The organism is Coriobacteriia bacterium, from assembly GCA_003149935.1.
Lineage (GTDB): Bacteria > Actinomycetota > Coriobacteriia > Coriobacteriales > QAMH01 > QAMH01.
In genome coordinates this window covers 271747-293648 of record QAMH01000008.1, presented here as the reverse complement: position 1 = coordinate 293648, position 21902 = coordinate 271747, and the positions used below count along the sequence as shown (strand labels likewise).

Sequence of the window (21902 nt, the reverse complement as noted above, 5' to 3'; positions counted from 1 at the left end):
GGGCGAGGGGAACGTAGTTTCACCCAGCGGCGCTTGCGCTGAACATGACTGCTTCGTTTATGACGGTTCCGATTACAGCTGAGGCGAGCATGATTGCAAGCCCTACAGCCACGCAGAACAGCAGCACCTTCCACCAAGCAAACCTCCTAAGGAGAGCAAAGCGCCTTTTCAACCAGCTCTTGTCAAGCAGCCCGAATGCTATCGGAGCAAGCCCGACCAGGAAGATGCCTATCGAAATGATTCCCCGCGCGAGCGGCGAGACAAAAGTGTCACCCTCGACGGGAAAGAAGGTGACCGATATGGCAGCGATAGCAAAAAGCGTCCATGTCGCAATCACCAGAACATTCCAGATGATACCGACCCACTGCGGGATTGTTGCAAAAGGCCGCCTGTCTTTCATCGCATTATCGGCATTGGAGACGCTCGGCGCCTGAGGTGGCAACGATACTGGCCGAGAGGATCCCGGTACCCTGTCCACATTGCAGATTTGCGACGTCTGGGGCGGTGGTGGAGCTGCGGGAGCGCTCATCGCCCCCTTGCTCGCGTGTGCCGCGTCTTCTTCCTCGACATATGCGGCAGCCGATTCCATCTCCGCAAGTGTGGTTGCCATGTCGGGTGAATCCTTCATGGCCCGTACGCTTTTGTAGCGTCTCTCCGGATCGAAGGACGTCGCACATGCAAGAACCGGTCGGAGCGATTCAGGAATGCGCTCATCTGCAAATTCGCTTTCGACAAGGCGACGTTCAGGATCCTCGCGCAGAAAGCAATATGCAATCAGCATTCCCAGCGCGTATATATCGCTGCGTTCATCGGTCTGCCCATAGCCAAACTGCTCGGGAGGAGCATAGCCGCGTGTGCCGAAACTTCTCGTGTCCCTCTCCGCATCCTTGTCAAAGGTTCTAGCAATGCCAAGGTCGATGAGCGTGAGATTCGATGGAGAGATAATGACATTTTCGGGTTTGAGATCACGATGAATCATTGGGGGATCGAAGCATTCATGTAGCTCCATGACCGCATCGCAAAGTAAACCGGAGATGGTAAGGGCGGCCCCATCGGTATAGCTGGAATTCTGGACCAGCTCGTCTAGGGTAGCGCCGTCCACATGCTCCATGATTACGATGCGATCATCGCCATCCACTCCGCATTCCACGATGCGCGGTAAGTGCATGAAGCGTTTGCCCGCCTTCTGCGCCCGCCAAAGACGCTCATATGCCTCACCCAACCCAGATTCGATTTTCATGCGCTTGCGAATGAAGGGGCCACGCTCCGTACCGTCGGCAACGATGAGAAAAACGCGCTCCGTCATCTCCAGAGCGCTTTCCTTCAAAACGGCATCGACACGATAGCACTCACCCCGAGCGAGCGCATCAAGATATGTTGCGAGATCATCATCCATCGTAGAGTGATGATATCAGCAAATGGTCTCCTCACCGAAACGGTACAGCTCCTCATCCGTTTCCTGCAGCGAATAGGAGTGCTCAATGCAAAAGATGATAATGCCATCGCGACGGTTCTTGCAGTAAAGCCCATTAACGCCTGCTGCCTGCAATAGCCGGTTGGCCTCGCGCAACGTCAGCTCCATGGCGAAAACGAGCTGCAAGATCGTGTCACGCCCCGCCCCGCGCGCGCCGGTGAAAACCTGATAGCCAAAGGTCGCATTGAGATTTGCCTTACGTATGACTTCGGCACGCTTGAGGCCCTTTTTGTCGAGAAGTTGCTGCAGGTATTCGGACAAGGTAACCTCGTTGATGGCATTCTCATCAAGAAAGCCCTCTATGCTCGGCGATGCGAGAAGCTCGGCAAGGAGCTCCTCGGTGATTCTCTCGTCCATAACTTTCCATCCATCTCATTTTGCAACGAGGGCAGCATACTCCGCATACCGACCTTCATAAAGCATGCGATACTTGCCTTGCGCACTACATCTCCGAGACCGAAATGATGTTGAAGCTTGCGTTTTTCATCGCCTCGTAATCATCGGAGCTCACGAAGGCAAAGGCGTCGAGTTTCGTGCTCTGTCCCGCACCAAGGTCGTTGATAATGACAGTATCATCGTTGATGCGCGAGCCATTTGCATCAACGGCTTCGATGTTAATCCAAAACGAAGAGGGCTCGTTGAGCAGGTTTTTCACCGTGACCGGAAGATCGCTTTTCACGAGGCCGTATTGATCCTTGCTAATCGAGTAGTCGCCGATAGTGACCTCGACATCAACACCCAAGATGTCATCAGTCGCATCACCTGTCATCTTATTGAGCTGCTGAGTCGACTGATCTACCGCTTCGTCGAGGACTGCGGAATAAAAGGCCTGAGTGCCCAGAACCAGAAGGCCTGCAACGATGGAGAGAACGAGGCCGGCGACAGCAAGACCCTTGCCGCTGTTCCTGCCCTTGCGAATCCCAGCTATAGCCACGATAGCAAGGATGAATCCAATCAAGGCAATAAAGAAGGAGGCATTATTTATGATGGGCATAAACGATGTTGCCGCGGCAACGATTCCCAGAACGAGGGCGGCAATCGCAAAACCGGACCTTGGCTTATTGGTGTCTGTCTGAACGCTATTCATAGCTTTCTCCTCATACGGTAAATTCGGCATGCTCGGCCGACATGTCGATGCGTGGTTATTGCGCGACCGTTGGGGAGTCTATCCACAAAGAACACGTATTTCATTAGCTGGGAGCTAAGAACGCCAGCACATAATGTGGCAGGGCTTGCCAGAAGGCCTTTGGCGTAGGGGAGATTTCTCGACTGCGCGACCTGCGGTCGCTCCGCTCGAAATGACAAGGGGGAGGCGACCCCGGCGCCGCTCGAAATGAGGCAGTTAGTGAGATTTCTCGACTTCGCTCGAAATGACGGGGGGCTGCGCCGCCAGGAAGTTCCCTAGAACCTTGCGAAACGCTCCTGGCGCTGGGCTAGCAGCTCCTCGGGCCTATACGCGCTCAGTTCCTCGAGGGTCTCGTCCACGTAGGCGAAGACGATATCGGCAGCCTGCTCGGGATTTTCGTGCGCGGCTCCATCGCCCTCGGGCAGCACCGCGTCCACAACACCCAGCTCAAACACATCGTCAGCGCTCATGCCCATGACCTCAGCCGCCTCGGGCGCACGCGAGCCGTCCTTCCACAGGATCGAGGCAAAACCCTCGGGCGAAAGCACCGAATACACCGCATGCTGTTGCATCGCCACGCGGTTGGCGAGAGCAAGCGCGAGCGCGCCGCCCGAGCCGCCTTCGCCAAGCAACACGCTCACGACCGGCACATGCAGGCCGGCCATGAGCTCGAGGTTTTCGGCTATCGCGTTACCCTGACCTCGCTCTTCAGCCTCCATGCCGCAAAACGCGCCCTGAGTATCGACCAAGCAAACGATGGGCCGATTGAACTTCTCGGCCTGACGCATGAGACGCGCCGTCTTGCGGTAGCCTTCGGGCTGGGGACAGCCAAAGTTGCGTTTGATGCGCTCGGGCAAGGTCGCACCCTTCTCCTGGGCGATGATGGTGACGGGACGTCCGTTAATGCGCCCAAGCCCGGCGACGATGGCCTTGTCGTCGGCAAACTCGCGGTCTCCATGCAGCTCGAGGAACGACGGCGAAAGCACCTTGATGTAGGAGCTCGCCGTGGGGCGGTGCACGTTGCGGGCAATTTGCACGCTCTCCCAAGCACTACCGGGAGCAACATCTGTCGAGGACTCGTCCGAATCGGCATCGCGCTTACCACGGAAGCGCTGGTTCACCTTGTCCATGCCCGCCTCGGCGCCCTTCTTGATGCTCTCGACGAAAGGCAGACGGTCAATCTGGTCGCCGATCCACTTGCGAGCGGCATCGGCGGCATTCGGCGTATCGTCGTCCTCAAGCGAATCGCTCTTGAATGACCCGAACAGCGCGTTGTGGTCGTTCCCGCGCCACGGCCGATGAAACGCCACGCCAGCTCGCAGCACGCCGCGCAGGTCGTCCCTCTCGACGATGGCGTCGATGAGGCCATGCTCGAGGGCGAACTCCGCGGTCTGGAAGCCTTCGGGAAGGTCCTGCTTGATGGTGTCGCGAATGACGCGCTGCCCGGCAAAGCCGATGAGCGCGCCGGGCTCGGCAAGAATCATGTCGCCGAGCATGGCAAACGATGCCGTCACGCCACCGGTGGTCGGGTCAGTGAGCACGGAGATGTAGAGCAGGCCGGCACGGTCGTGCCGTTCCACCGCGCAGGCGGTCTTGGCCATCTGCATGAGCGAGGCCAGGCCCTCCTGCATGCGGGCGCCACCCGATGCGCAGAAGATGATGACCGGCAGACTCTCCTCAGTAGCGCGGTCGAACAGGCGGCTCACCTTCTCGCCCACAATCGTCCCCATCGAGCCCATGAGAAACTCGGACTCCATGAAGCCGAAGGCCACGGGCAAATCACCGAGCATGCCCTTGCCGGTGCGAACGGCCTCGTGTTTGCCGGTTTTCTCACGATACGATGCGATCTTCTCGGCATAGCCGGGAAACTCGAGCGGATCGACATCCTCGATATCGGCATCCCACTCCTCAAAGGTCCCTTCGTCCACGATGAGCTCGATGCGCTCGTCAGACGTGAGGCGCGCGAGCGTGCCGCACGAGGGGCAGGAGTAATCGTTTTCGACAAATTCGGCATTGTCGAAGGTGAGCTTGCATGCATGACAGGTGCGCCACTTCGTGGGCTGAGGCGCATCCTCGCGGTCCGAGGGCACGCATTCCACCCAGTTTTCGAATGTCGTATCGATATCGAGCGCCTTGAATACGCGTAGGCCGGCATCGGCTGCACGCTGCAAGAAGCGGTTGTCCTCGGCAAGCGCGAGCGAATCGGTGCCCAGCAAGATGCACTGTACCTCGGCATCCTCGGCCGCCTTGAGAACGGCATATGCGTTGGTGAACAGCTTGCGCGTGGGCTTGTTGCCCAGCTCGACGGTCGTGTATGCGAAACGCGGGTTGCTATCGAGGCGCCAATCGCCCGTCAGGGGCATGACGCTCGCAATGCCGGCGCCATTGATGGCGCTATGCGCCTGTTTGGCTGGCTTGCCCTGCACCATGACCAGGGCAGACGGACCATTCATGGAAAGGCCATCGTCCCCGTCCACGGAACCAGACACATGGAGCAATCCCTGCTCATGCATCTTCGAGGCAATTTCGAGGGCGATGCGGTCAAGGCGATAGACGACGTCGACACCTTGCTTGGATACGGGTTCAGTTGCTTGGTCTTTCACGTCGATACTCCGTTGGAAATCCTGCTATCAACGCTGGTCAGCGGAAGCTAGCACATACTTTTGGGTTGCGGTCGCGCATACCGTATCGCCAACCGAGGCCTTCACCTCGGCCACGCACATGCGGTGCGAGGACTTCACGATGGTGGCCTCGAGGGTCAGCGTGTCCCCGGGACGGACCTGATTGCGGAACTTGGCGTTGTCGATGCCCGCGAAGAAGCCGAGCGTGCCCTCCGCCTCGCGCTCGACCAGGATGGAGAACGACGCCGCCTGGGCCAACGCTTCCATGATGATGACGCCAGGCAACACGGGGTAATCGGGAAAGTGACCCGCAAAGAGCGGGAGAGCAGGATCAACGTCGAGCTCGGCCTTGACGGAGACGCCGGGTTCGCATTCGAGCACACGATTCACCCACACGAAGGGATCGCGATGGGGCAGCACTGCCTCGATGACCTCGCGTCCCGCGGGATAGCTGATTTCCATGACGTACGTTCCTTTCTGAGACGGGGATGAGACACATTGGACAGGTACATCTGTCTCACTGCATGCAGTGAGACAGATGTACCTGTCCAATGTGTCTCATCCCCACCATTTGTCTCATTCGTAGGGGCTGAATGCGAGCGTCGCGTTGTGGCCGCCAAAGCCAAGCGAGTTAGAGAGCGCGACCTTCTGCGGAACGTCCGTCAGGGCCTCGGTCACGACATTGACGGCGCACTCGGGATCGGGCTCGGCGAACCCCGTCGTGGGTGGTACGCAATCGCGGGCGACCGAAAGCGCACAGACGATTGCTTCGACCGCACCGGCCGCGCCGAGCGTGTGGCCCGTCGTGCCCTTGATGGATGTCACCGGAACGCCCGCGGCAAGCTCATCGTCATCGCACAGCGCGTACAGGGCGATTGACTCGGTCTTGTCGTTTGCAGGCGTACCCGTGCCGTGGGCATTGACGTGCCCGATGTCGGCGGGCGCGAAGCCACCCTCATCGAGCGCCTGACGCATGGAACGCACGATGCCCGCGCCTTCGGGGTCGGGCGCGGTCATGTGGTAGGCATCGCCGGTAGAGCCATATCCGGTGATCTCGGCAATGGGTGTGGCGCCACGTTTGAGCGCATGCTCAAGTGATTCGATGACGAGCGCGCCTGCACCCTCACCTGCGACAAACCCCTTGCGTCGTACATCGAAGGGCAACGAGGCCTGAGTAGGGTCTTCGGCCTTGGAAAGCGCCCCGAGGTTGGTGAACCCGGCGATGCAAATGGGCGATACCGATTCCTCGGCTCCTCCGACGAGCGCGGCATCGGCATAGCCGTGGCGGATGGCACGAACAGCCTCGCCGATGTTATGCGCTCCGGTCGCGCAGGCGGTGACCACGTTGATGCACGCCCCGTGAATGCCGTAGCGAATGGCAAGGTTGCCGGCGGCGATGTTGCCAATCATGGTGGGGACGAACAGCGGGCTCACGCGCTTGGGGCCCTTCTCGCTCAGCGTCTCGAAGCCCTTTTGCAGCTCGTCGATACCGCCGATGCCCGTACCAAACGCAATGGCCACACGCGTCGAATCGACCTCGTCCATGTTCAGGCCCGCCTGGGCCATCGCCTCGTCAGCTGCGACCATGGCGTACTGGACGAAGCGCTCGAAGCGGCGCGCCTCCTTCTTGGAGAGACCATGCTCGGTAGCATCGAAGCCACGCACCTCGCCGGCGTTGTGCACCTCATATTCAGATGTGTCGAAACGTTCGATGGGCGCGATGCAGCATTGCTTGCCCATGACGGCGTCCCACAGCGCATCCACGCCAACGCCTGCCGGCGTAACGGCACCCATGCCCGTGATGACGACGCGTTGCGTGCCGTCCGGACGACGAAGGTTCATGTTCTCGTTTGTCGTGCTCATAGGGAAAGTCCTCCATCGATGCTGATTACCTGTCCGGTGATGTAGGAAGCTGCGGGACTCGCGAGAAACGCCACGAGGGCGGCCACGTCGTCTGCCTCGCCCAATCGGCCAAGACCGATCTGAGAGGTGATGGCTTCCTTTTGCTGGTCGTTGAGCGCATCCGTCATGTCGGTCGCGATGAAGCCCGGGGCAACCGCGTTGACCCTGATGTTGCGACGAGCGAGCTCTTTGGCAAGCGACTTGGTAAGGCCGATGACGCCGGCCTTCGAGGCGGCGTAATTTGCCTGCCCCGCATTGCCCGCAATACCCACGATGCTGCTCATGTTGACGATGGCGCCGCTACGTTGCTTCATCATGTGCTTGGACGCAGCCTTGCAGCAGTTGAAGGTGCCCTTGAGATTCACGTCGATGACGGCATCGAAGTCATCCTCGCCCATGCGCGCGATGAGACCGTCACGCGTGATACCCGCGTTGTTGACGAGCACGTCGATGTGACCGAGCTCGGCAACCGTCTGGTCCACGAGGGCCTTGGCGGCCTCCGTATCTGCCACGTTGGCCACAACGGCCAGCGTGCGCACGCCATACTCGCTGGCAATCTCCTCGGCGACAGCATTCGTGCGCTCGAAGCTCGAATCGCTCGAGCAGTTAAGGCAAACGTCATGGCCATCGGCAGCAAGCGCTCGTGCACAGGCAAGGCCAATGCCACGGCCTGACCCGGTAACGAGGGCAACAGGGCTGCCCTGATCGGTGTTACTCATCGCTTTTCCTCCACGATTCCTCGAGCTCCTCGAAGCTCGGTCTATCCTGCACGCAAGCACGTGTGGCTTCCTTGTCGATGCGTCGCACCAAGCCGCTCAGCACGCCGCCGAAGCCGACCTCGATGAAGGTGCCCGCACCCTGTTCGCGAAGTGCCTCGACGCTCTGCTGGAAGCGCACCGGGTGCGTGAGGTGATCGACCAGACGCTGACGAACCGTCGCGACATTAAGTGGCGTGGCATCGGTATTGCAAATGACCGGGATGACCGGCTCCTTGAAGTCGACGGTTGCGAGATACTCCGCAAACGGACCGCACGCCGTCTGCATGAGCGGGCTATGAAAGGCGCCCTGCGTCGCCAGGCGGCTTAGCTTGCCGCCCTGCTCCCTCCAGGCCTCCTCCGCGCGCTCGATTGCAGGCACGGTGCCGGCCACGACGATCTGGCCTGGACAATTGAAGTTCGCAGGCGCGAGCACGTCGCCTTGGGCGCATTGCTCGCACAACGCCATGACGCTTTCCTCGTCAGCCTTGAGCAGCGCTGTCATCGCACCCGGATTCGAGCGTGCCGCCTCGTCCATGACGCGTGAGCGCACGTCGATGAGCCGAAAGGCCTCCTCGTCGGTGAGCATGTCGGCAAGCGCGAGCGCGCTGATCTGCCCGAGCGAGAAGCCGAGCAGCACATCGGGCCGGATGCCGCGCGCCATGAGGGCGCGACCAATGCCGATGGAAAGCGCGGCGATGGCAACCTGCGCATTGCGCGTCTCGTTGAGCTGTGCCTGCGCCTCGTCACCTTCGCTGTTGACGAGCGCCGCTATGTCGCGGTCGAACACGTCGGATGCGCACTCGAGCGCGGCTTGTACCTCGGGAACGCCAAAGAGCGAAACGCCCATGCCGGGCTTTTGCGACCCCTGCCCCGAGGCCATGAAGACCGTGTGGACCGGTCCGATTCCTTCAAGTTGAGCCATAGCTTCAGTCTTCCTATGCGTCGGCATCTTCCAGGCAGCGACCTTGACGAGCGTTGAGCTCGGCCATGGCGGCGAGGTCAAGCGCACCGAGCGCCTCGGCCTCGGCCATGAGCTCGGCGATGAGCTCCTTGGCCGTGCCGCGCTTCTTCACGAGCGCGGCAATCTGCCCTGCGAGAATCGAGCCGTTCTCCATATCACCCTCGACTGCACGTTTGAGCGAACCTGCATACATGCCCTCGAGATCGTCAGGGCTGCTCGCCTCCATCTCGCGTTTGCGGCAGGCGCGTGCGAACTTGTTCTTGAGCCCGCGCACGGGATGACCCGTGCCGCGACCCGTCACAATCGTGTCGGAGTCCTTGGCGCCGAGCACCTTCTCCTTCCACGGGTCGCACACGGTGCACTCGTCGATGGTGAGGAAGCGCGTGCCCATCTGCACGCCCTCGGCACCCAACGCGAAGGCCGCGCAGATGCCGCGACCGTCGGCGATGCCGCCGGCGGCGATGACGGGAATGGAAACGGCCTCGCGCACGCTGGGCACGAGCGCCATGGTGGTGAGCTCGCCGACGTGACCACCAGACTCGGTGCCCTCGGCGACCACGGCATCGACGCCAAGGCGCTCCATGCGCCTGGCCTGCGCCGTGGTAGCGATGACGGGAATGACCTTGATGCCGGCATCGCGCCACATGGGCAGGTACTCGACCGGGCTGCCGGCGCCCGTGGTGACGACCTTGACGCCGAGCTCGACGACGAGCTTGGCGACCTCGGGCGTGAGCGGGTCCATGAGCATGATGTTGCAGCCAAAGGGCTTGTCGGTCTGCGCCTGGGCCTGCTTGACCTGATCGGCAATCCAATCGAGCTTGGCGCCACCGCAGGCGATGATGCCCAGGCCGCCGGCCTCGCTGACCGCCGCGGCAAGCGAGGCATCCGCAACGCGGGCCATGCCGCCTTGGATGATGGGAGCCTCGATGCCCAGGAGTTCGGTTACTCTCGTTTTCATGAAGCGCTTCGACCTACTTCAGGGAGTCGATGTGCTCGACGATGTCGCCAATGGTCACGAGATCGGTAGGCTCGCCGAAGTCGACCTCGCACTGGTCCTCGATGTCGCAGATGAGCTCGACCATGTCGAGGGAGTCGATGCCCAGGTCCTCGATGACGGCATCTTCGGTGATGGCCTTCGGATCGAGGTCCTGGTTCTCGACCAGCACGTCGCGGACGATGTCGATAGTTGCCATGATGGTTCCTTTCGCGGTGTCTAACAAACAAGCGCGACTATTGTAGACGAAGATTTTATGAGTGAGCCACGATGCAAAATCTTGCGCAAACATTGCAAACGAAGGCATATTCCGGCGGAATTACTCTAAGATAGTCGGGCGTCAGCCCACCCGGACGGACGGGGGCGAAGACCGACCAGCAAGGAGAAATGCCATGGGATGCAAGATCGTCGGACACGGAAAGGCCCAACCGGAGCTCGTCGTGAGCAACGATGACCTGGCAAACATCGTCGACACAAGCGACGAATGGATCGTCGAGCGCACCGGCATCCACAACCGCCGCATCGCGGTTGACGAGTCCACCACCGATCTTGGAGTCCAGGCTGCACAAGCCGCCCTCGAAAATGCGGGCGTCGCGGCCGGAGATATCGATCTCATCGTGTGCATGACCATCTCCGGAGACGTTATCGTTCCGTCCCAGGCGGCGCTCATCAAGGCGCAACTGGGCGCTAGCAAAGCCATAGCGTTTGACCTCAATGCCGCCTGCAGCGGCTGCATCTACGGCATCGACGTCGCCTCCACCATGATCGAGGCATCGGTTGCCAGTGCGGGTGGAAGCGGCATCGGCCACAAGCGCAACGCCATGCGCCGTGCGCTGGTTGTGGGTGCGGAGCGGCTTTCGCGCATCACCGACTGGACCGATCGCGCCACCTGCGTGCTCTTTGGCGATGGTGCCGGCGCCGTAGTACTCGAGTGGGACGAGAGCGCGCCGGGCATTTTGGCGAGCTTCCTGAAGAACACCGACGATGACACCCTGTGCCTGACCGTCGATGCGAACCACGACATGAGCACCTTCCCGTTTGGGGAGAACGTCGGCAATGTGGGTGTGGGCGAAATCATGAACATCGAAACCGACGAGGGTGGCTTTGCCGAGCACGCCGCGTTCATCCGCATGCACGGCCAGCGCGTCTTCAAGTTCGCCACCGCCGCCATCGTGGAGGCCGCACGCGAGGTGTGCGAACGCGCGGGCGTGTCGATGGACGAGGTGAGCTGCATCGTGCCGCATCAGGCAAACGACCGCATCATCCGCTTTGCCGCCAAGAAGCTAGGCGTTCCCTACGAGCGCTGGCAGGTCTCCATCGCCGAAGCGGGCAACACGAGTGCGTCGAGCGTGCTCATGGCGCTGAGCGATGCGTACGATTCCGGACGCATCCAGCCGGGCGACAAGGTGATGTGCGTGGGCTTTGGTGGCGGACTCACGAGCGGCGCGCTGCTGTTCGAGGCGTAAGGAGCGGGCGGAAAATCGGTAATGGGAATCGCGGATTTTCGGTAATGAGGCGAATAGATTGCCAAAACGTATTTCATTTGTGATACATTTTGCTCGTAATCCTCTTTTCCGAGTGATGCGAGCAAATCATGGAAAGCATGAAAACCAACAATCGTCAGGCACTCTCGCTCAGAGTTCCGTACGCTCTTGCTGAGCAAGTCGAAGCGTACGCTCGGAAAAACAACCTGCGCAAAACCGATGCCTACATACACTTTCTCGAAATGGGCCTCGAGCGAAACGAGCGTGACATCGCAATGACCCTTGCAGAAATGGACGAGAAGCTCGATTTGCTCCACTCGCTGCTCACTAATGAGGAGAGGGGTTCTGTCGAAGTATCTCTCGGAAAACAGAATGTACTTGATACAATCGCCAGTATCTCATCGCGCTTTCCGGGAATCGAGCGCGCATGGCTTTTTGGGTCGTTTGCCCGAAATCAGCAAACTACCGACAGCGACATAGACATCAGACTCGAGGTGGACAGGGAAGCCGGGTTCAATCTCCATGACCTTGTGTCATTCACTAAAATGATGAAGCAGGAAACCGGCAGGGCGTGCGACGTGATTACTGCGCGCGAAATCCAAAGCAAGTCACTCGCGCTTGCCATAGAAAAGGACGGTGTCTGCGCATATGAACGCAAAGAAAAGTGACCTAGGGCGAATACAAGAGGTGTATGACATCATCGTGAAGACACGCGCGCAAATTAATGGCACGCAATTTACGAAAGAACGGTTTCTTAATCCAGCCAATGACGAAGACGATCTCATGGCAGAGGGAATCTTGAATCGCGTTCTCCGGCTCACCGAAGAGCTCGGCAGCGTCGAGGAAGCTACGGTCAGAAAATACTCGCTTAATGACAAGGGCGCGCGCGGCATCCGTAATCGTCTGGCACATGCCTATGGTGAAGTTGATCGTGAAATCGTCTGGGACGTTATAGAAAATGACTTCGATGAAATCCTCGATGGTTGCAGAGCATATTGCAATGGTATGGGTGTAGAGATTGACTGAGGGGATCGGATCGCAAATAATCAAATCATATAAGCCGCATTACCCCTTAGTTTAAACCCTCGTATCATCATTGAGCTAAAGATGGGCGCGCATTTATCCCTCATTTCTTTGCGCAGACATCGTCATACATGTATATTCTTTTTCGCTTGGCTATAATAAGAAGCAGCGGAAAAGGTGCAATATGGCTGGAAAAACATATATGTACGGCCTTCAGGACTCTAATCACGATTTCACAAAAGAAAAGTCCTTCGGAAAAAACATTTTCACAAACGCCTTTCCTGTCGCTTTGGCAATATACATGGATCAGGAGCTCGGACTTGCTCCAAATTATATATTTGCCAACAGCGTAAATGATGAACCGGCTATCTTACATGCCACTAAGCCACTCGAAGAGATCATAGGAACAGCTCCAACTCATGCCTTTTGGAGTTTCGAAGATAGTTTTTCTGGATATGATTATTACGCAACTGGCACCGCAAATCGTTCAGACCTGGTTGTAAAAAGCAAGACCACAGGAAAAGAGCTTAGCGCTTTCGAGGTGAAGCTGGTTGCCGCCCCAACTTCCGGCACAGCAAAGAGAGCGCGCGAGCAGCAAAGCTGCGAAATTGTCGTGCGGCCTCCGACAATAGAACAGATGTGCTTTTCGATTGCCTCGTCATATGGTGCACGAAGAAGGCATGAGATTGGCGACGTGATCGCGGAGACGCTACAGCATCCCATGGATTACCAGTGGGATAACGAGATGTATATGATCGAAAAACTCCCTCTGGTCATTGAGGCTGCCGATAAAATAATCCTCAATGGGCTGGAGGTGCAAACTCCGTTTGTTCTCAATGCCCTCTGGCGGACAAACGGCAAAAGCACAGTTTTTGATAGAGAGTGTTTTGACGTTTTCTTCTGGTCGGACCTGGCATTTATGCAATTATTCACCCGTGCTGCAAAACGCGCCGTATTGGGAGATAGTGCTGAAATTGGCAGGCCCGCTCGTTCTGTAATCTGGTTAGTAAAATCTTTATTTGATTATGCCGCACAGGGGAAAGTAACATTTGATATTACACATAGTCTGATTACCTATGGAGGGCAAAGTGATAAAGCTGGTGCCTTCTCGGGGAATTCTGTTTTAGAGATAATAGGCTGCGACAACTTTGTTCATCCTCGTGTGGCGGACGATGTTTACACCAAAATCATTTCGAAGGAAGGCATTGAAATGCTTTCCCCCGAGCGCAGGCTTGATGGCTTTATCAAAAGCGATTATGACTTTAGAACCAGGCCCGAATACACAATGATGAAAATTGATTAATTTTACAGATTTGATTTGTAATTGACGTCAATATATTGACGTCAATGTGTCTCTTCTGTATAACTCTCATAGCGAGAGAGGTGCAGAAGTGACTACGGCTGTAGATTTGTTTGCAGGATGCGGTGGATTAACACAGGGATTCCAAAATGCCGGTTATGATATAACTGGGGCATTTGAGTATTGGGATGTTGCTGCCGATTGCTATGAGGCAAACTTTGAGCATCCGGTATTTCGTATCGACTTGAGCGATGTTGACACCGCAGTACAAAATATCAGGCAGCTGAATCCGGATATAATTATTGGTGGTCCCCCGTGCCAAGACTTTTCCCATGCTGGAAAACGGGTCGAGGACAAGCGCGCCAGCCTGACTAAGTCTTTCGCTCTGATTATTTCAGCCATAAAACCAAAAGCTTTCGTAATGGAAAATGTTGACCGAGCCCGCAAGAGCTATACATACAAAGATGTCAGAGAAACTCTGAGAGCAGCAGGGTACGGCCTCACAGAAAAGGTTTTAACAGCAAGCTTCTGTGGCGTACCGCAAAGGCGCAGGCGCTTTTTCTGTATCGGAATTTTGGGTGGAGAAGATGGTGCTTTAGAGACCATTCTAAATGAGAGAATGACAGAAAAAGAGACAACCGTACGTGACTACTTTGGCGATACGCTTGGCACTGAGTACTACTATCGCCACCCGAGAAACTATCATAGGAGGGCTGTCTTTTCGATAGATGAGCCTGCTCCCACCATGCGTGGTGTAAATCGTCCCATTCCTAAGGGATATCCTGGCCATCCAAATGATGCCCACGTGATAGACGATAACGTGAGGCCTTTATCAACCCTCGAACGTTCACTCATTCAAACATTTCCTGCAAATTTCAAATGGGTGGGATCAAAGACAGATTGCGAACAGATGATAGGAAACGCCGTTCCCGTCAAACTTGCAGAATTCGTTGCAACGGCGCTGCGTGACCATATTGAAAAGAAGCCACGCTCTCTGAACGACATAGACAAAGAGCCTTTCATCAGCTGGCTGCGCACATACAAAAAATACCAATCGCGCACAGTCAGCAGCACACTTTCTAACCTGCGTAGAGCCGAGCGGCTTGTTCCCTTTAACGAAGCGGAGACACTGTCAATATATATTGCGCTATTAAATGAGGCAGAAGGATTCAGCGGCCTTGGGGCAAGCGTAAAATCCCACTTAAAATCAGCAGTAAAGCTTTACTTTGAGTACTCGACCAAGTAGCCACTCGTACGACTCAGACATATCGTAGCCAGGCAAGAATGCTCTCCTGCCCTTGGAATGTCTAACTCGACAGAGGCATATCCAGGCATCGTCGACATGGCCAATAGCCACAGTTTTCTGCATGGGAAAACTCCGTAGCAGAGATAAGGAAAACGGCAGCGTTAGATTGAGCAATCGTAATGAAACACAAAAAGGCAAAGCAAGTCACACATGATAATCATTATGTTCCTCAGTTTTATTTAAAACGCTGGTCGAGGAACGGCAATACAGTTCGAACCTACAATGGGATCGTCTCAAATAAAGGCGTGCCTGTATGGAAATCCACACCGATTAAATCAACTGCTTATCAGCCTGATCTATATACTGTGCGTATTGATAGAAGCGACAACGACGAATACGAAAGCTACCTAGAGCGCAAGATTGAAACGCCTGCTGCAGAAGTATTTCGCGCAATCGACCGACATACATTGCTCACTGCTCAAGACGTGAATACGCTCGTTCAGTTCTTGGTAGCTCAAATGACTAGGACACCTTCATGGTATCAGCAAGTCGCTAAAACAACTGAAGAGATATTTGAAGACACAGCAAAAGAAACAATAAGGGAAATAGAGAAAGAGCTCAGTGAAAAGGGAATCGAGGCATTGCGCCAAGGAAGAAGAGCGGCTCCTCGCTCTGTTGGACTTACTAGCCTCGGAGATATGCCCTTAAAATGCTCGTTAGAACAGGGGCAATCTGCAATTAGAGTCGAAACATATATTGGTCGTCAACCTTTTATTGCCTCGTCAGTTCGAGCGTTGACAGGCCAGATATCGCAAGTACTCCACTCCTATAATTGGCGAATCATATATCTTGATGATGAAGTGTCCCTGCCAACGAGCGATAACCCTGTAGTCATTTTTGGGAGGGACAGATTTGGCAACACAAGCGTGGGATTAGATATTGGGCTCGGAACAAAGTTCGCTGACATAGTGATGCCTCTCTCGCCTCAAGCGTTGTTGTTTACTGAAGTGGGGAGAACGAAAGACGAAATCGATGCAATTAATTTTGATTCCAATTTGGTTTTATACCTTAGGGAGCTGATAATAAATAACGCATATCGATATGTGTATTCTCAAGAGGATATCCCTGAGATTGAGAACATAAGACCACGACTGGTTGACGCACGCCGATATAAAGAGATTAGGGACGAACAAGAACGGTGGCATCGTGAACAGGGCGAATTAGAGGAGACTTTTCCATTCTCCTGTTCTTCGGCTCTATAAAACTCCGAGTGTTTCTAACAGCACATAGCGTTCCGTTAATAGCGTTCGTTCTCCTTGATATATCGTATAAACGTAATCTCTTGCACTGCAACAAGCATGTTTCGCAGTTTTCAAGAACTCTTCTTCCTACACAACTCCCGCGGCCCTAATTGCCGCGATCACCTCGACATCCGAAGGCAGCCAATCAACCGAATCCAACTCGTCTCTCCCCAGCCAGCGCGCGTCGCTGTGCTCGAGCAGCTTCATACCACTGGCGAGCGTGCAGACGAAGCACTGCATCGTCATCGCGAACTCGGGATAGTCGTAGTCGACCGTGATGAGTTTTGACCCCACCTCGATGTCGGCGTCGAGCTCTTCGTGAATCTCGCGCACGAGCGCCGCCTCGGGAGCCTCGCCCGGCTCGATCTTGCCGCCGGGAAACTCCCACTTGCCCGCGTAGTTGCCATAGCCACGCTGGGTCGCCAGGACCTTGCCATCATGCACGATGATTGCGGCTACCACCTCGATGTGCTTCATGAAAAGGTCCTAACCAAACCGGAGCATAGGATCACTGCGCTGGTCTTCAATGGCAAGCACAATGACCGCTCTCTTGGCCTCATCAATCAAATAGTAGATGCCATATATGTCTGCATACGCAACTCGCGCGTCGTCGGGAAGATTTGCCGCTTCGTACTGTGGATCATAAACCCTTCCAACACCGGGAAAGGCCTCTAGAATATCGAGCATCATATCGACCCGGGGAAAGCGTGGAGAACGAGATACCCGCCTGTAGTCTTCTTCGGCCTCTCGCGTCATGAGAACTTCATAGAAGACAAATTCTTCGGCATCATCTTCCGCATTCATGCAAGGCCCATTTCTTCGCGAATCTGCTTCAATGGCTTTACCCTGCCCGCCTTCACGTCTTCATAGGCCGCCTCGAGGCGTTGATTCAAAGCACGCTCGTACGCCGAGACTTCCTTGCGAAGCTGCTCGTGGGCCTCGTAATAATGCGCGTCCATGACAACGAGATCGGCTTTGCCGTTGCGGGTGATGTAGACGGGCCCGGGATTGTTTTGGCAGAGCTCATAAATCTCGCCGATGTTCCTCTGAAGATCCGATGCAGTTCTCACGATAGGCATAATGTGCCTCCTTATCCGTTAGGCACATTCTAACATGATATTCAGAATATTTTCTGAATACGCAAATCTTAGTTAATCGCAGCATATTGTTTGCATTACTGTAATGCAAATATTACAATACAAGAGGCGAAGGAGGGCAGTCATGGCATCTACGCTGAACATACGCATCGATAGCGCCCTCAAGGAGCGTGGCGACAAGGTCCTCAAGGAGAACGGCATCAGCGTCACCGAAGCAATCCGCACACTCTGGGAAACACTCGCGAAAACGCACGAGCTGCCAGAGTTTCTTCAGAATCAAGATCCCAAGAAAGAAGTCATGCGAAAGAAGCTCGATGCCATCGAGTTGCTGGGGGCTCTGCCGGCTACCAGATTCTCGAACATGAGCGATGACGAGCTGCGCGACATGCAGTATGAAGAGAAGCTTAGGGAGTACGAGGCCCTGGCATGAAAGTCCTCGTAGACACCAATGTCTGGCTCGATCTCATCCTCCACAGAGCCCCGTTCGAGGAAGACTCCAAAGGTTGCTTGATGGCATGCGTGGAGGAATCCATCGATTTATGCGTTGCGGCAACCTCGCTCAAGGACGTTTTCTATATCACGTCCAAATGTCTCGATGCTGACAGGGCGTACGAGGCTGTTCGCCTGGTTCTCGAAATCTCAAACGCGGCGAGTGTCGATGACCTTGTGTGCAGAAACGCCCTCGAGCTGGAAAAGCCAGACTACGAGGACGGCATCATCGCTGCCGCGGCTGTCGCAGACAAGGTCGACGCCATCGTCAGCAGAGATGTCGATGCGTTCTCGACATTGCCCGCATCACGCTTCACCCCGACCGAGCTCCTCGAACATCTTGGTTACGAGAGGTGGAGCATCTAAACCCGCGGTCGAATGCGATAGCTCACGCCAAGCTCGTCGCATAGCTCCTGGCACGCACGCTCCTGCTCATGCGTTATGGTGCCTCCCACCGTGGTGAGCACCACCGTCGGAACATAGCTTGCCGCGCACTGCGCGAACTCGAGCATCGCGGGGTGCGCGTCGCTCCCAAACTTGCTGCGCGTGAGTGCGAGATACTCGTCCGCATCGGGGCTGTTGAGGCTAACCGAGACGGTATCGACGATTCCCTGGAGCTCGGGCGTGATGTCGCGTCCGTTGATAAGCGAACCTTGGCCGTTGGTGTTGATGCGCACCGGCAACGCCGTGTTCTCCTTCACCCAACGGGCGACCTCCTTGAGCACGTCAAATGCTTCCATGGGCTCTCCATACCCGCAGAAGACAAGCTCGGAGTAACGAGAGAGGTCGAGTTGGCGCAGTTGCTCGATGACCTCGTCGGCAGTAGGCTCGCGCTCGAGCCAGAGGACATCGTGGCCGTTGACAGTGTCGGATTCGTTGCGAATGCAAAAGGCACAGCTACACGGGCAGCGATTGGTGAGGTTGACGTAGAGCGTGTCGCCGATCTCGTACAGTATGTTCATCGCCTTGGTCATGTGTGAGCTCCGGTCTGGTTCTATTAACGTGTTTTAGAGGATAGCCTTTCAAAGCCTTGGCGAAAACATGCGGTGAGACATTACGAAACTAGCGCTGCCTGGAATTACCGTTTGGGGCGCTTGCCGTGTGCCCCAAACGAGCGCTTTCGTCATATTCTGCCGAGGATTGCCGATTGGGGCACATTGGGTGTACCCCAAACGTAAATTTCCGCCACGCCCGTAGCAAAAATGCGCCCCAAACGTTCGTTTCTGCCAGCTCTTGCCAAAAACTACCGCTTGGGGCACATAGTGTGTTCCGACAGACAGCGTGCCTGCCGTATAGCTTCGTCCCTACAGATCGATGTACCAGACGCGCTCGATGTCGAGAGCGGCCTCGAGATCGCGGCGCACGTTGGCAGGAACCGCTTGGTTGAGGTTAATGAGCACCTCGACCAGGGGATGCTCGGAGTCCTTGGCGATCTGCATGGACTCGACGTTGATGCCCGCATCGCCAAACACCGTGCCGATCTTGCCGATCTGGCCAGGCTGATCCTCGTACTCGAGCACGACGAAGTCCTTCATCGGCACGAAGTCGACGGGCAGGCCCATGAAGTTGATGATGCGCGGCATGTCCGAGGTCATATCGCGCGTGACGCTGATGGAATACACATCGTCACCGCACGATGCTTCGATCTCGATATAGCTCGGATAGCTCTCAGAAAGCGGATCGGTAGCGGTCTCGACGACGATGCCGCGCTGCTCGGCGATGTAGCTGGCGTTGATGATGTTGACGGTGACTTCGCTGTTGAACGTCACGCCGCCCGCAAGCGCCGCCATTCCCAGGATCGTCGGATCCGTGTCTGCTATCTTGCCACATGCCGTGACCTTCAGCTTCTCGATACCGCCGCCAACGACCTGCGACAGAATCTCGCCACCGCGCTGGGCAACGGGGATGAAGTACTTGAGCTGCGCCATGACGTCGGCCGGGATGCGCGCGGCGTTCACCGCTGTGGCAACCGTCTTGCCCTCGAGGCCGGCGATGACGTACTCGGCGATCTGCGTTGCCGCGCGAATCTGGGCCTCCTTGGTGGATGCACCCAGGTGCGGGGTGATGACGGCGTTCTCGAACTTGTGGATGGGCGAGTCGGAGACGGGCTCGTTCTCCCACACGTCGATGCCGGCACCGGCTAGGTGGCCGTTCTCGAGCGCGTCGGCAAGCGCATCGAGGTCGACCAGGCCGCCGCGCGCGACATTGAGGACGATGGCGCCCTCGGGCATCTCGGCCAGCTGCTTGGCGCCGATCATGCCGGTGGTCTCGGGAGTCTTGGGCATGTGCAGGGTGATGAAGTCGGACTGCTTGCACACCTCGTCGATGTCATCGAGCAACGTGATGCCGTAGTGGGCGGCGCGCTCGGGCGGGCAGTACGGGTCATAGCCGATGAGCTTCATGCCAAAGGCGGCGGCACGCTCGGCAACCAACAGGCCGACGTGACCGGTACCGAAGATGCCGAGCGTCTTGTCCTGGAGCTCCTTGCCCGTGAACTTGGAGCGGTCCCACTTGCCTTCTTTCATGGACGCGCTCGCAGCCGCTGTGTTGCGCGCGGTGGCGAGCATGAGTGCCATGGTCTGCTCGGCAGCGGACACGACGTTGGAAAGCGGCGCGTTGCACACGATGATGCCGCGCTCGGTGGCAGCGTCGCGATCGATGTTGTCGACGCCCACACCGGCTCGGCCGATGATCTTGAGCTTGGTTCCGGCTTCGATGACCTCGCGGGTGACCGTCGTGGCCGAGCGCACGATGAGCGCGTCGTACTCGGGAATCATCTCGACGAGCTCCTCGGGCGTGGTGTCGGGCTTGAACGTGACTTCGTAACCGGCATCCTCAAGCACGGCAATGCCGGCTTTGTTGAACTTTTCCGGAATCAATACCTTCATGATCATCCTCATTTCCCAGTTGTCATAACCAGTATGGCGCAGTAAATGCAGTTATTGTAGTGACCCCTCGTCTCGGACGATAAGGGTTCCCCGTTTTGGTTCTATAAGTGGCACGAAAAGTGTATATTTACATCGATTTGGCGGTTTTATCTCATGAAACACAGCTGCTTGCTCTTGATTTTGCCACCATATCGCCTATTTTAATCACATGACAAAGCATGCATATATTATTCTTGCTCACAATAGCTCGCTCTCCTATTGGCGCAGCCCAACCGCAAAACGCGGACGAGGCCTAGATGCCGACGAGGCGCGTGACTTTATCGACCACGCGTGCGGGTGCGCTCACGTTCGAACGCTCGACAGCGCCCTTTCGTCAGGTATGCTCGCGAGTATGCGCAAGCCGCTCGATCTACTCACCGCCAATCGAAACGAGAGGCGCTCCACCAAGCGGGCGCGATTCCATTGCGTGCAAACTGCCTTGCCAGACGGAGCGCTTGTCCTAGCTGACGAAACAACCCTTCCCGACGGCACGAGACTGCATATCGCACTCAGCAGTCCCGAATTCTGCTTTCTGCAAATGGCGCGCTCGTTTGCATGGTTCGATTTGATCGCTCTTGGCTTTGAGCTCTGCGGGGACTACGCGCTCGCTCCCGATGCTCCGCGCGGATTTCTCCCCCGAAGTCCCATCAGCACGCCGGAGGGCTTTGCCGCTTTCGCGACAAGTGCCCATAACTTCACAGGGGCCAGGGCGGCCCGCAGGGCGGCCCGACAAATCCTGCAAGGATCGCGCTCGCCCAGGGAAACGAAAGTCTGCATGCTCGCGCATCTTCCCCGGCTCCAGGGAGGAATGGGGTGCAAGGCCCCTCTGCTCGGCCAGGAAATCGAGGCACCCGACCCCGCCGCGCGCATTCTTGGCGCGCGCACCTTCAAACCCGACCTTTATTGGCCCGAGTATCGTGTGGTCATTGAATACAGTAATCGCGCATGGCCATCGGCACAGGAGCGCCTGAATTACGACAAGCTCGTGCGCAATGCATACCGCATGCTCGGAATCACCGCCATCTCGCTCGGAAAGGATGACTTGTCCGACGATGCGAGATTACGAAAGCGGTTCGAACTCGTCAATCGCAAATGCAAGCGGCGCTTGCAGACGCCAAACGATCGGCATTTGGCTCGTCAACGCGAATTGCTCGACTGGATGGGCAGTTAGCCTTCCGTTCGACCGGCCACACCGCATT

At 56.6% G+C, this 21902-nt stretch carries 24 protein-coding genes; 9 read left to right on the top strand and 15 right to left on the bottom strand.

Annotation, left to right across the window (positions count from 1 at the left end; translation table 11 throughout):
* Positions 1 to 19: 19 nt before the first annotated feature.
* The 10 genes from DBY20_08210 to DBY20_08165 all read right to left on the bottom strand — a co-directional run bounded on the left by DBY20_08210 (position 20) and on the right by DBY20_08165 (position 10035).
* Positions 20 to 1396 (bottom strand): hypothetical protein, encoded by a 1377-nt coding sequence (locus DBY20_08210; protein ID PWL78290.1) that lies wholly within the window; start codon positions 1394 to 1396, stop codon positions 20 to 22.
* Positions 1397 to 1411: 15 nt separating this feature from the next.
* Positions 1412 to 1831: a transcriptional regulator gene (locus tag DBY20_08205; GenBank protein PWL78289.1), complete on the bottom strand. Its 420-nt coding sequence runs from the start codon at positions 1829 to 1831 to the stop codon at positions 1412 to 1414.
* Between the two features lie 85 nt (positions 1832 to 1916).
* The gene (locus DBY20_08200; protein PWL78288.1) at positions 1917 to 2561 is read right to left on the bottom strand and encodes a hypothetical protein; all 645 of its coding nucleotides are present in this window, start codon (positions 2559 to 2561) and stop codon (positions 1917 to 1919) included.
* A gap of 314 nt (positions 2562 to 2875) precedes the next feature.
* The gene (locus DBY20_08195) at positions 2876 to 4963 is read right to left on the bottom strand and encodes an acetyl-CoA carboxylase carboxyl transferase subunit beta (protein ID PWL78314.1); all 2088 of its coding nucleotides are present in this window, start codon (positions 4961 to 4963) and stop codon (positions 2876 to 2878) included.
* 267 nt (positions 4964 to 5230) lie between these two features.
* A complete protein-coding gene (locus DBY20_08190; protein ID PWL78287.1) occupies positions 5231 to 5683 on the bottom strand; it encodes a beta-hydroxyacyl-ACP dehydratase in 453 nt (150 codons plus the stop codon).
* A 114-nt stretch (positions 5684 to 5797) separates the two neighbouring features.
* A complete protein-coding gene (gene fabF, locus DBY20_08185; GenBank protein PWL78286.1) occupies positions 5798 to 7084 on the bottom strand; it encodes a beta-ketoacyl-[acyl-carrier-protein] synthase II in 1287 nt (428 codons plus the stop codon).
* The gene (gene fabG, locus DBY20_08180) at positions 7081 to 7842 is read right to left on the bottom strand and encodes a 3-oxoacyl-[acyl-carrier-protein] reductase (GenBank protein PWL78285.1); all 762 of its coding nucleotides are present in this window, start codon (positions 7840 to 7842) and stop codon (positions 7081 to 7083) included. Before fabG ends, fabF begins: the two co-directional genes overlap by 4 nt.
* The gene (locus DBY20_08175; GenBank protein ID PWL78284.1) at positions 7835 to 8761 is read right to left on the bottom strand and encodes an ACP S-malonyltransferase; all 927 of its coding nucleotides are present in this window, start codon (positions 8759 to 8761) and stop codon (positions 7835 to 7837) included. The genes fabG and DBY20_08175 overlap by 8 nt, the downstream gene beginning before the upstream one ends.
* A 55-nt stretch (positions 8762 to 8816) precedes the next feature.
* Entirely contained in the window at positions 8817 to 9800 is a 984-nt protein-coding gene (locus tag DBY20_08170; GenBank protein PWL78283.1) for an enoyl-[acyl-carrier-protein] reductase FabK, read from the bottom strand.
* 13 nt (positions 9801 to 9813) lie between these two features.
* The gene (locus tag DBY20_08165; GenBank protein ID PWL78282.1) at positions 9814 to 10035 is read right to left on the bottom strand and encodes a phosphopantetheine-binding protein; all 222 of its coding nucleotides are present in this window, start codon (positions 10033 to 10035) and stop codon (positions 9814 to 9816) included.
* A 193-nt stretch (positions 10036 to 10228) separates the two neighbouring features.
* Between DBY20_08165 and DBY20_08160 the strand changes: the two genes are divergently transcribed.
* The 6 genes from DBY20_08160 to DBY20_08135 all read left to right on the top strand — a co-directional run bounded on the left by DBY20_08160 (position 10229) and on the right by DBY20_08135 (position 16151).
* On the top strand, positions 10229 to 11302 hold the full coding sequence (locus DBY20_08160) for a ketoacyl-ACP synthase III (protein PWL78281.1): 1074 nt from the start codon (positions 10229 to 10231) through the stop codon (positions 11300 to 11302).
* Positions 11303 to 11430: 128 nt separating this feature from the next.
* On the top strand, positions 11431 to 11988 hold the full coding sequence (locus DBY20_08155) for a hypothetical protein (GenBank protein PWL78280.1): 558 nt from the start codon (positions 11431 to 11433) through the stop codon (positions 11986 to 11988).
* Positions 11969 to 12346 (top strand): hypothetical protein, encoded by a 378-nt coding sequence (locus tag DBY20_08150; GenBank protein PWL78279.1) that lies wholly within the window; start codon positions 11969 to 11971, stop codon positions 12344 to 12346. The genes DBY20_08155 and DBY20_08150 overlap by 20 nt, the downstream gene beginning before the upstream one ends.
* A 181-nt stretch (positions 12347 to 12527) precedes the next feature.
* Complete coding sequence (locus DBY20_08145; GenBank protein ID PWL78278.1) at positions 12528 to 13646, top strand: HindVP family restriction endonuclease; 1119 nt, start codon at positions 12528 to 12530, stop codon at positions 13644 to 13646.
* An 88-nt stretch (positions 13647 to 13734) separates the two neighbouring features.
* Positions 13735 to 14889 carry a DNA (cytosine-5-)-methyltransferase gene (locus DBY20_08140; protein PWL78277.1) on the top strand — a complete coding sequence of 385 codons (1155 nt, stop codon included), beginning with the start codon at positions 13735 to 13737 and terminating at the stop codon, positions 14887 to 14889.
* Positions 14890 to 15068: 179 nt separating this feature from the next.
* Positions 15069 to 16151 carry a hypothetical protein gene (locus tag DBY20_08135; protein PWL78276.1) on the top strand — a complete coding sequence of 361 codons (1083 nt, stop codon included), beginning with the start codon at positions 15069 to 15071 and terminating at the stop codon, positions 16149 to 16151.
* Positions 16152 to 16277: 126 nt separating this feature from the next.
* Here DBY20_08135 and DBY20_08130 read toward each other — a convergent pair whose 3' ends face one another.
* From DBY20_08130 to DBY20_08120, 3 genes are read right to left on the bottom strand one after another with little or no spacing between them, the layout of a single operon-like run.
* The gene (locus DBY20_08130; GenBank protein PWL78275.1) at positions 16278 to 16667 is read right to left on the bottom strand and encodes an 8-oxo-dGTP diphosphatase MutT; all 390 of its coding nucleotides are present in this window, start codon (positions 16665 to 16667) and stop codon (positions 16278 to 16280) included.
* A gap of 9 nt (positions 16668 to 16676) precedes the next feature.
* The gene (locus tag DBY20_08125) at positions 16677 to 16994 is read right to left on the bottom strand and encodes a hypothetical protein (GenBank protein ID PWL78274.1); all 318 of its coding nucleotides are present in this window, start codon (positions 16992 to 16994) and stop codon (positions 16677 to 16679) included.
* A complete protein-coding gene (locus DBY20_08120; GenBank protein ID PWL78273.1) occupies positions 16991 to 17269 on the bottom strand; it encodes a hypothetical protein in 279 nt (92 codons plus the stop codon). The genes DBY20_08125 and DBY20_08120 overlap by 4 nt, the downstream gene beginning before the upstream one ends.
* 103 nt (positions 17270 to 17372) lie before the next feature.
* Between DBY20_08120 and DBY20_08115 the strand changes: the two genes are divergently transcribed.
* Both DBY20_08115 and DBY20_08110 read left to right on the top strand, forming a co-directional pair.
* Positions 17373 to 17717, top strand: coding sequence for a hypothetical protein (locus DBY20_08115; GenBank protein PWL78272.1), 345 nt, complete (start codon positions 17373 to 17375; stop codon positions 17715 to 17717).
* A complete protein-coding gene (locus DBY20_08110) occupies positions 17714 to 18142 on the top strand; it encodes a hypothetical protein (GenBank protein PWL78271.1) in 429 nt (142 codons plus the stop codon). Before DBY20_08115 ends, DBY20_08110 begins: the two co-directional genes overlap by 4 nt.
* On the opposite strand, the gene DBY20_08105 is transcribed toward DBY20_08110, so the two are convergent.
* Positions 18139 to 18738, bottom strand: a complete 600-nt coding sequence (locus tag DBY20_08105; GenBank protein ID PWL78313.1) for a radical SAM protein — start codon at positions 18736 to 18738, stop codon at positions 18139 to 18141. The genes DBY20_08110 and DBY20_08105 overlap by 4 nt on opposite strands.
* A 342-nt stretch (positions 18739 to 19080) precedes the next feature.
* Positions 19081 to 20670 carry a phosphoglycerate dehydrogenase gene (locus DBY20_08100; protein PWL78270.1) on the bottom strand — a complete coding sequence of 530 codons (1590 nt, stop codon included), beginning with the start codon at positions 20668 to 20670 and terminating at the stop codon, positions 19081 to 19083.
* Positions 20671 to 21478: 808 nt separating this feature from the next.
* On the opposite strand from DBY20_08100, the gene DBY20_08095 reads away from it, so the two are divergent.
* A complete protein-coding gene (locus DBY20_08095; protein ID PWL78269.1) occupies positions 21479 to 21874 on the top strand; it encodes a hypothetical protein in 396 nt (131 codons plus the stop codon).
* Positions 21875 to 21902: the final 28 nt, after the last annotated feature.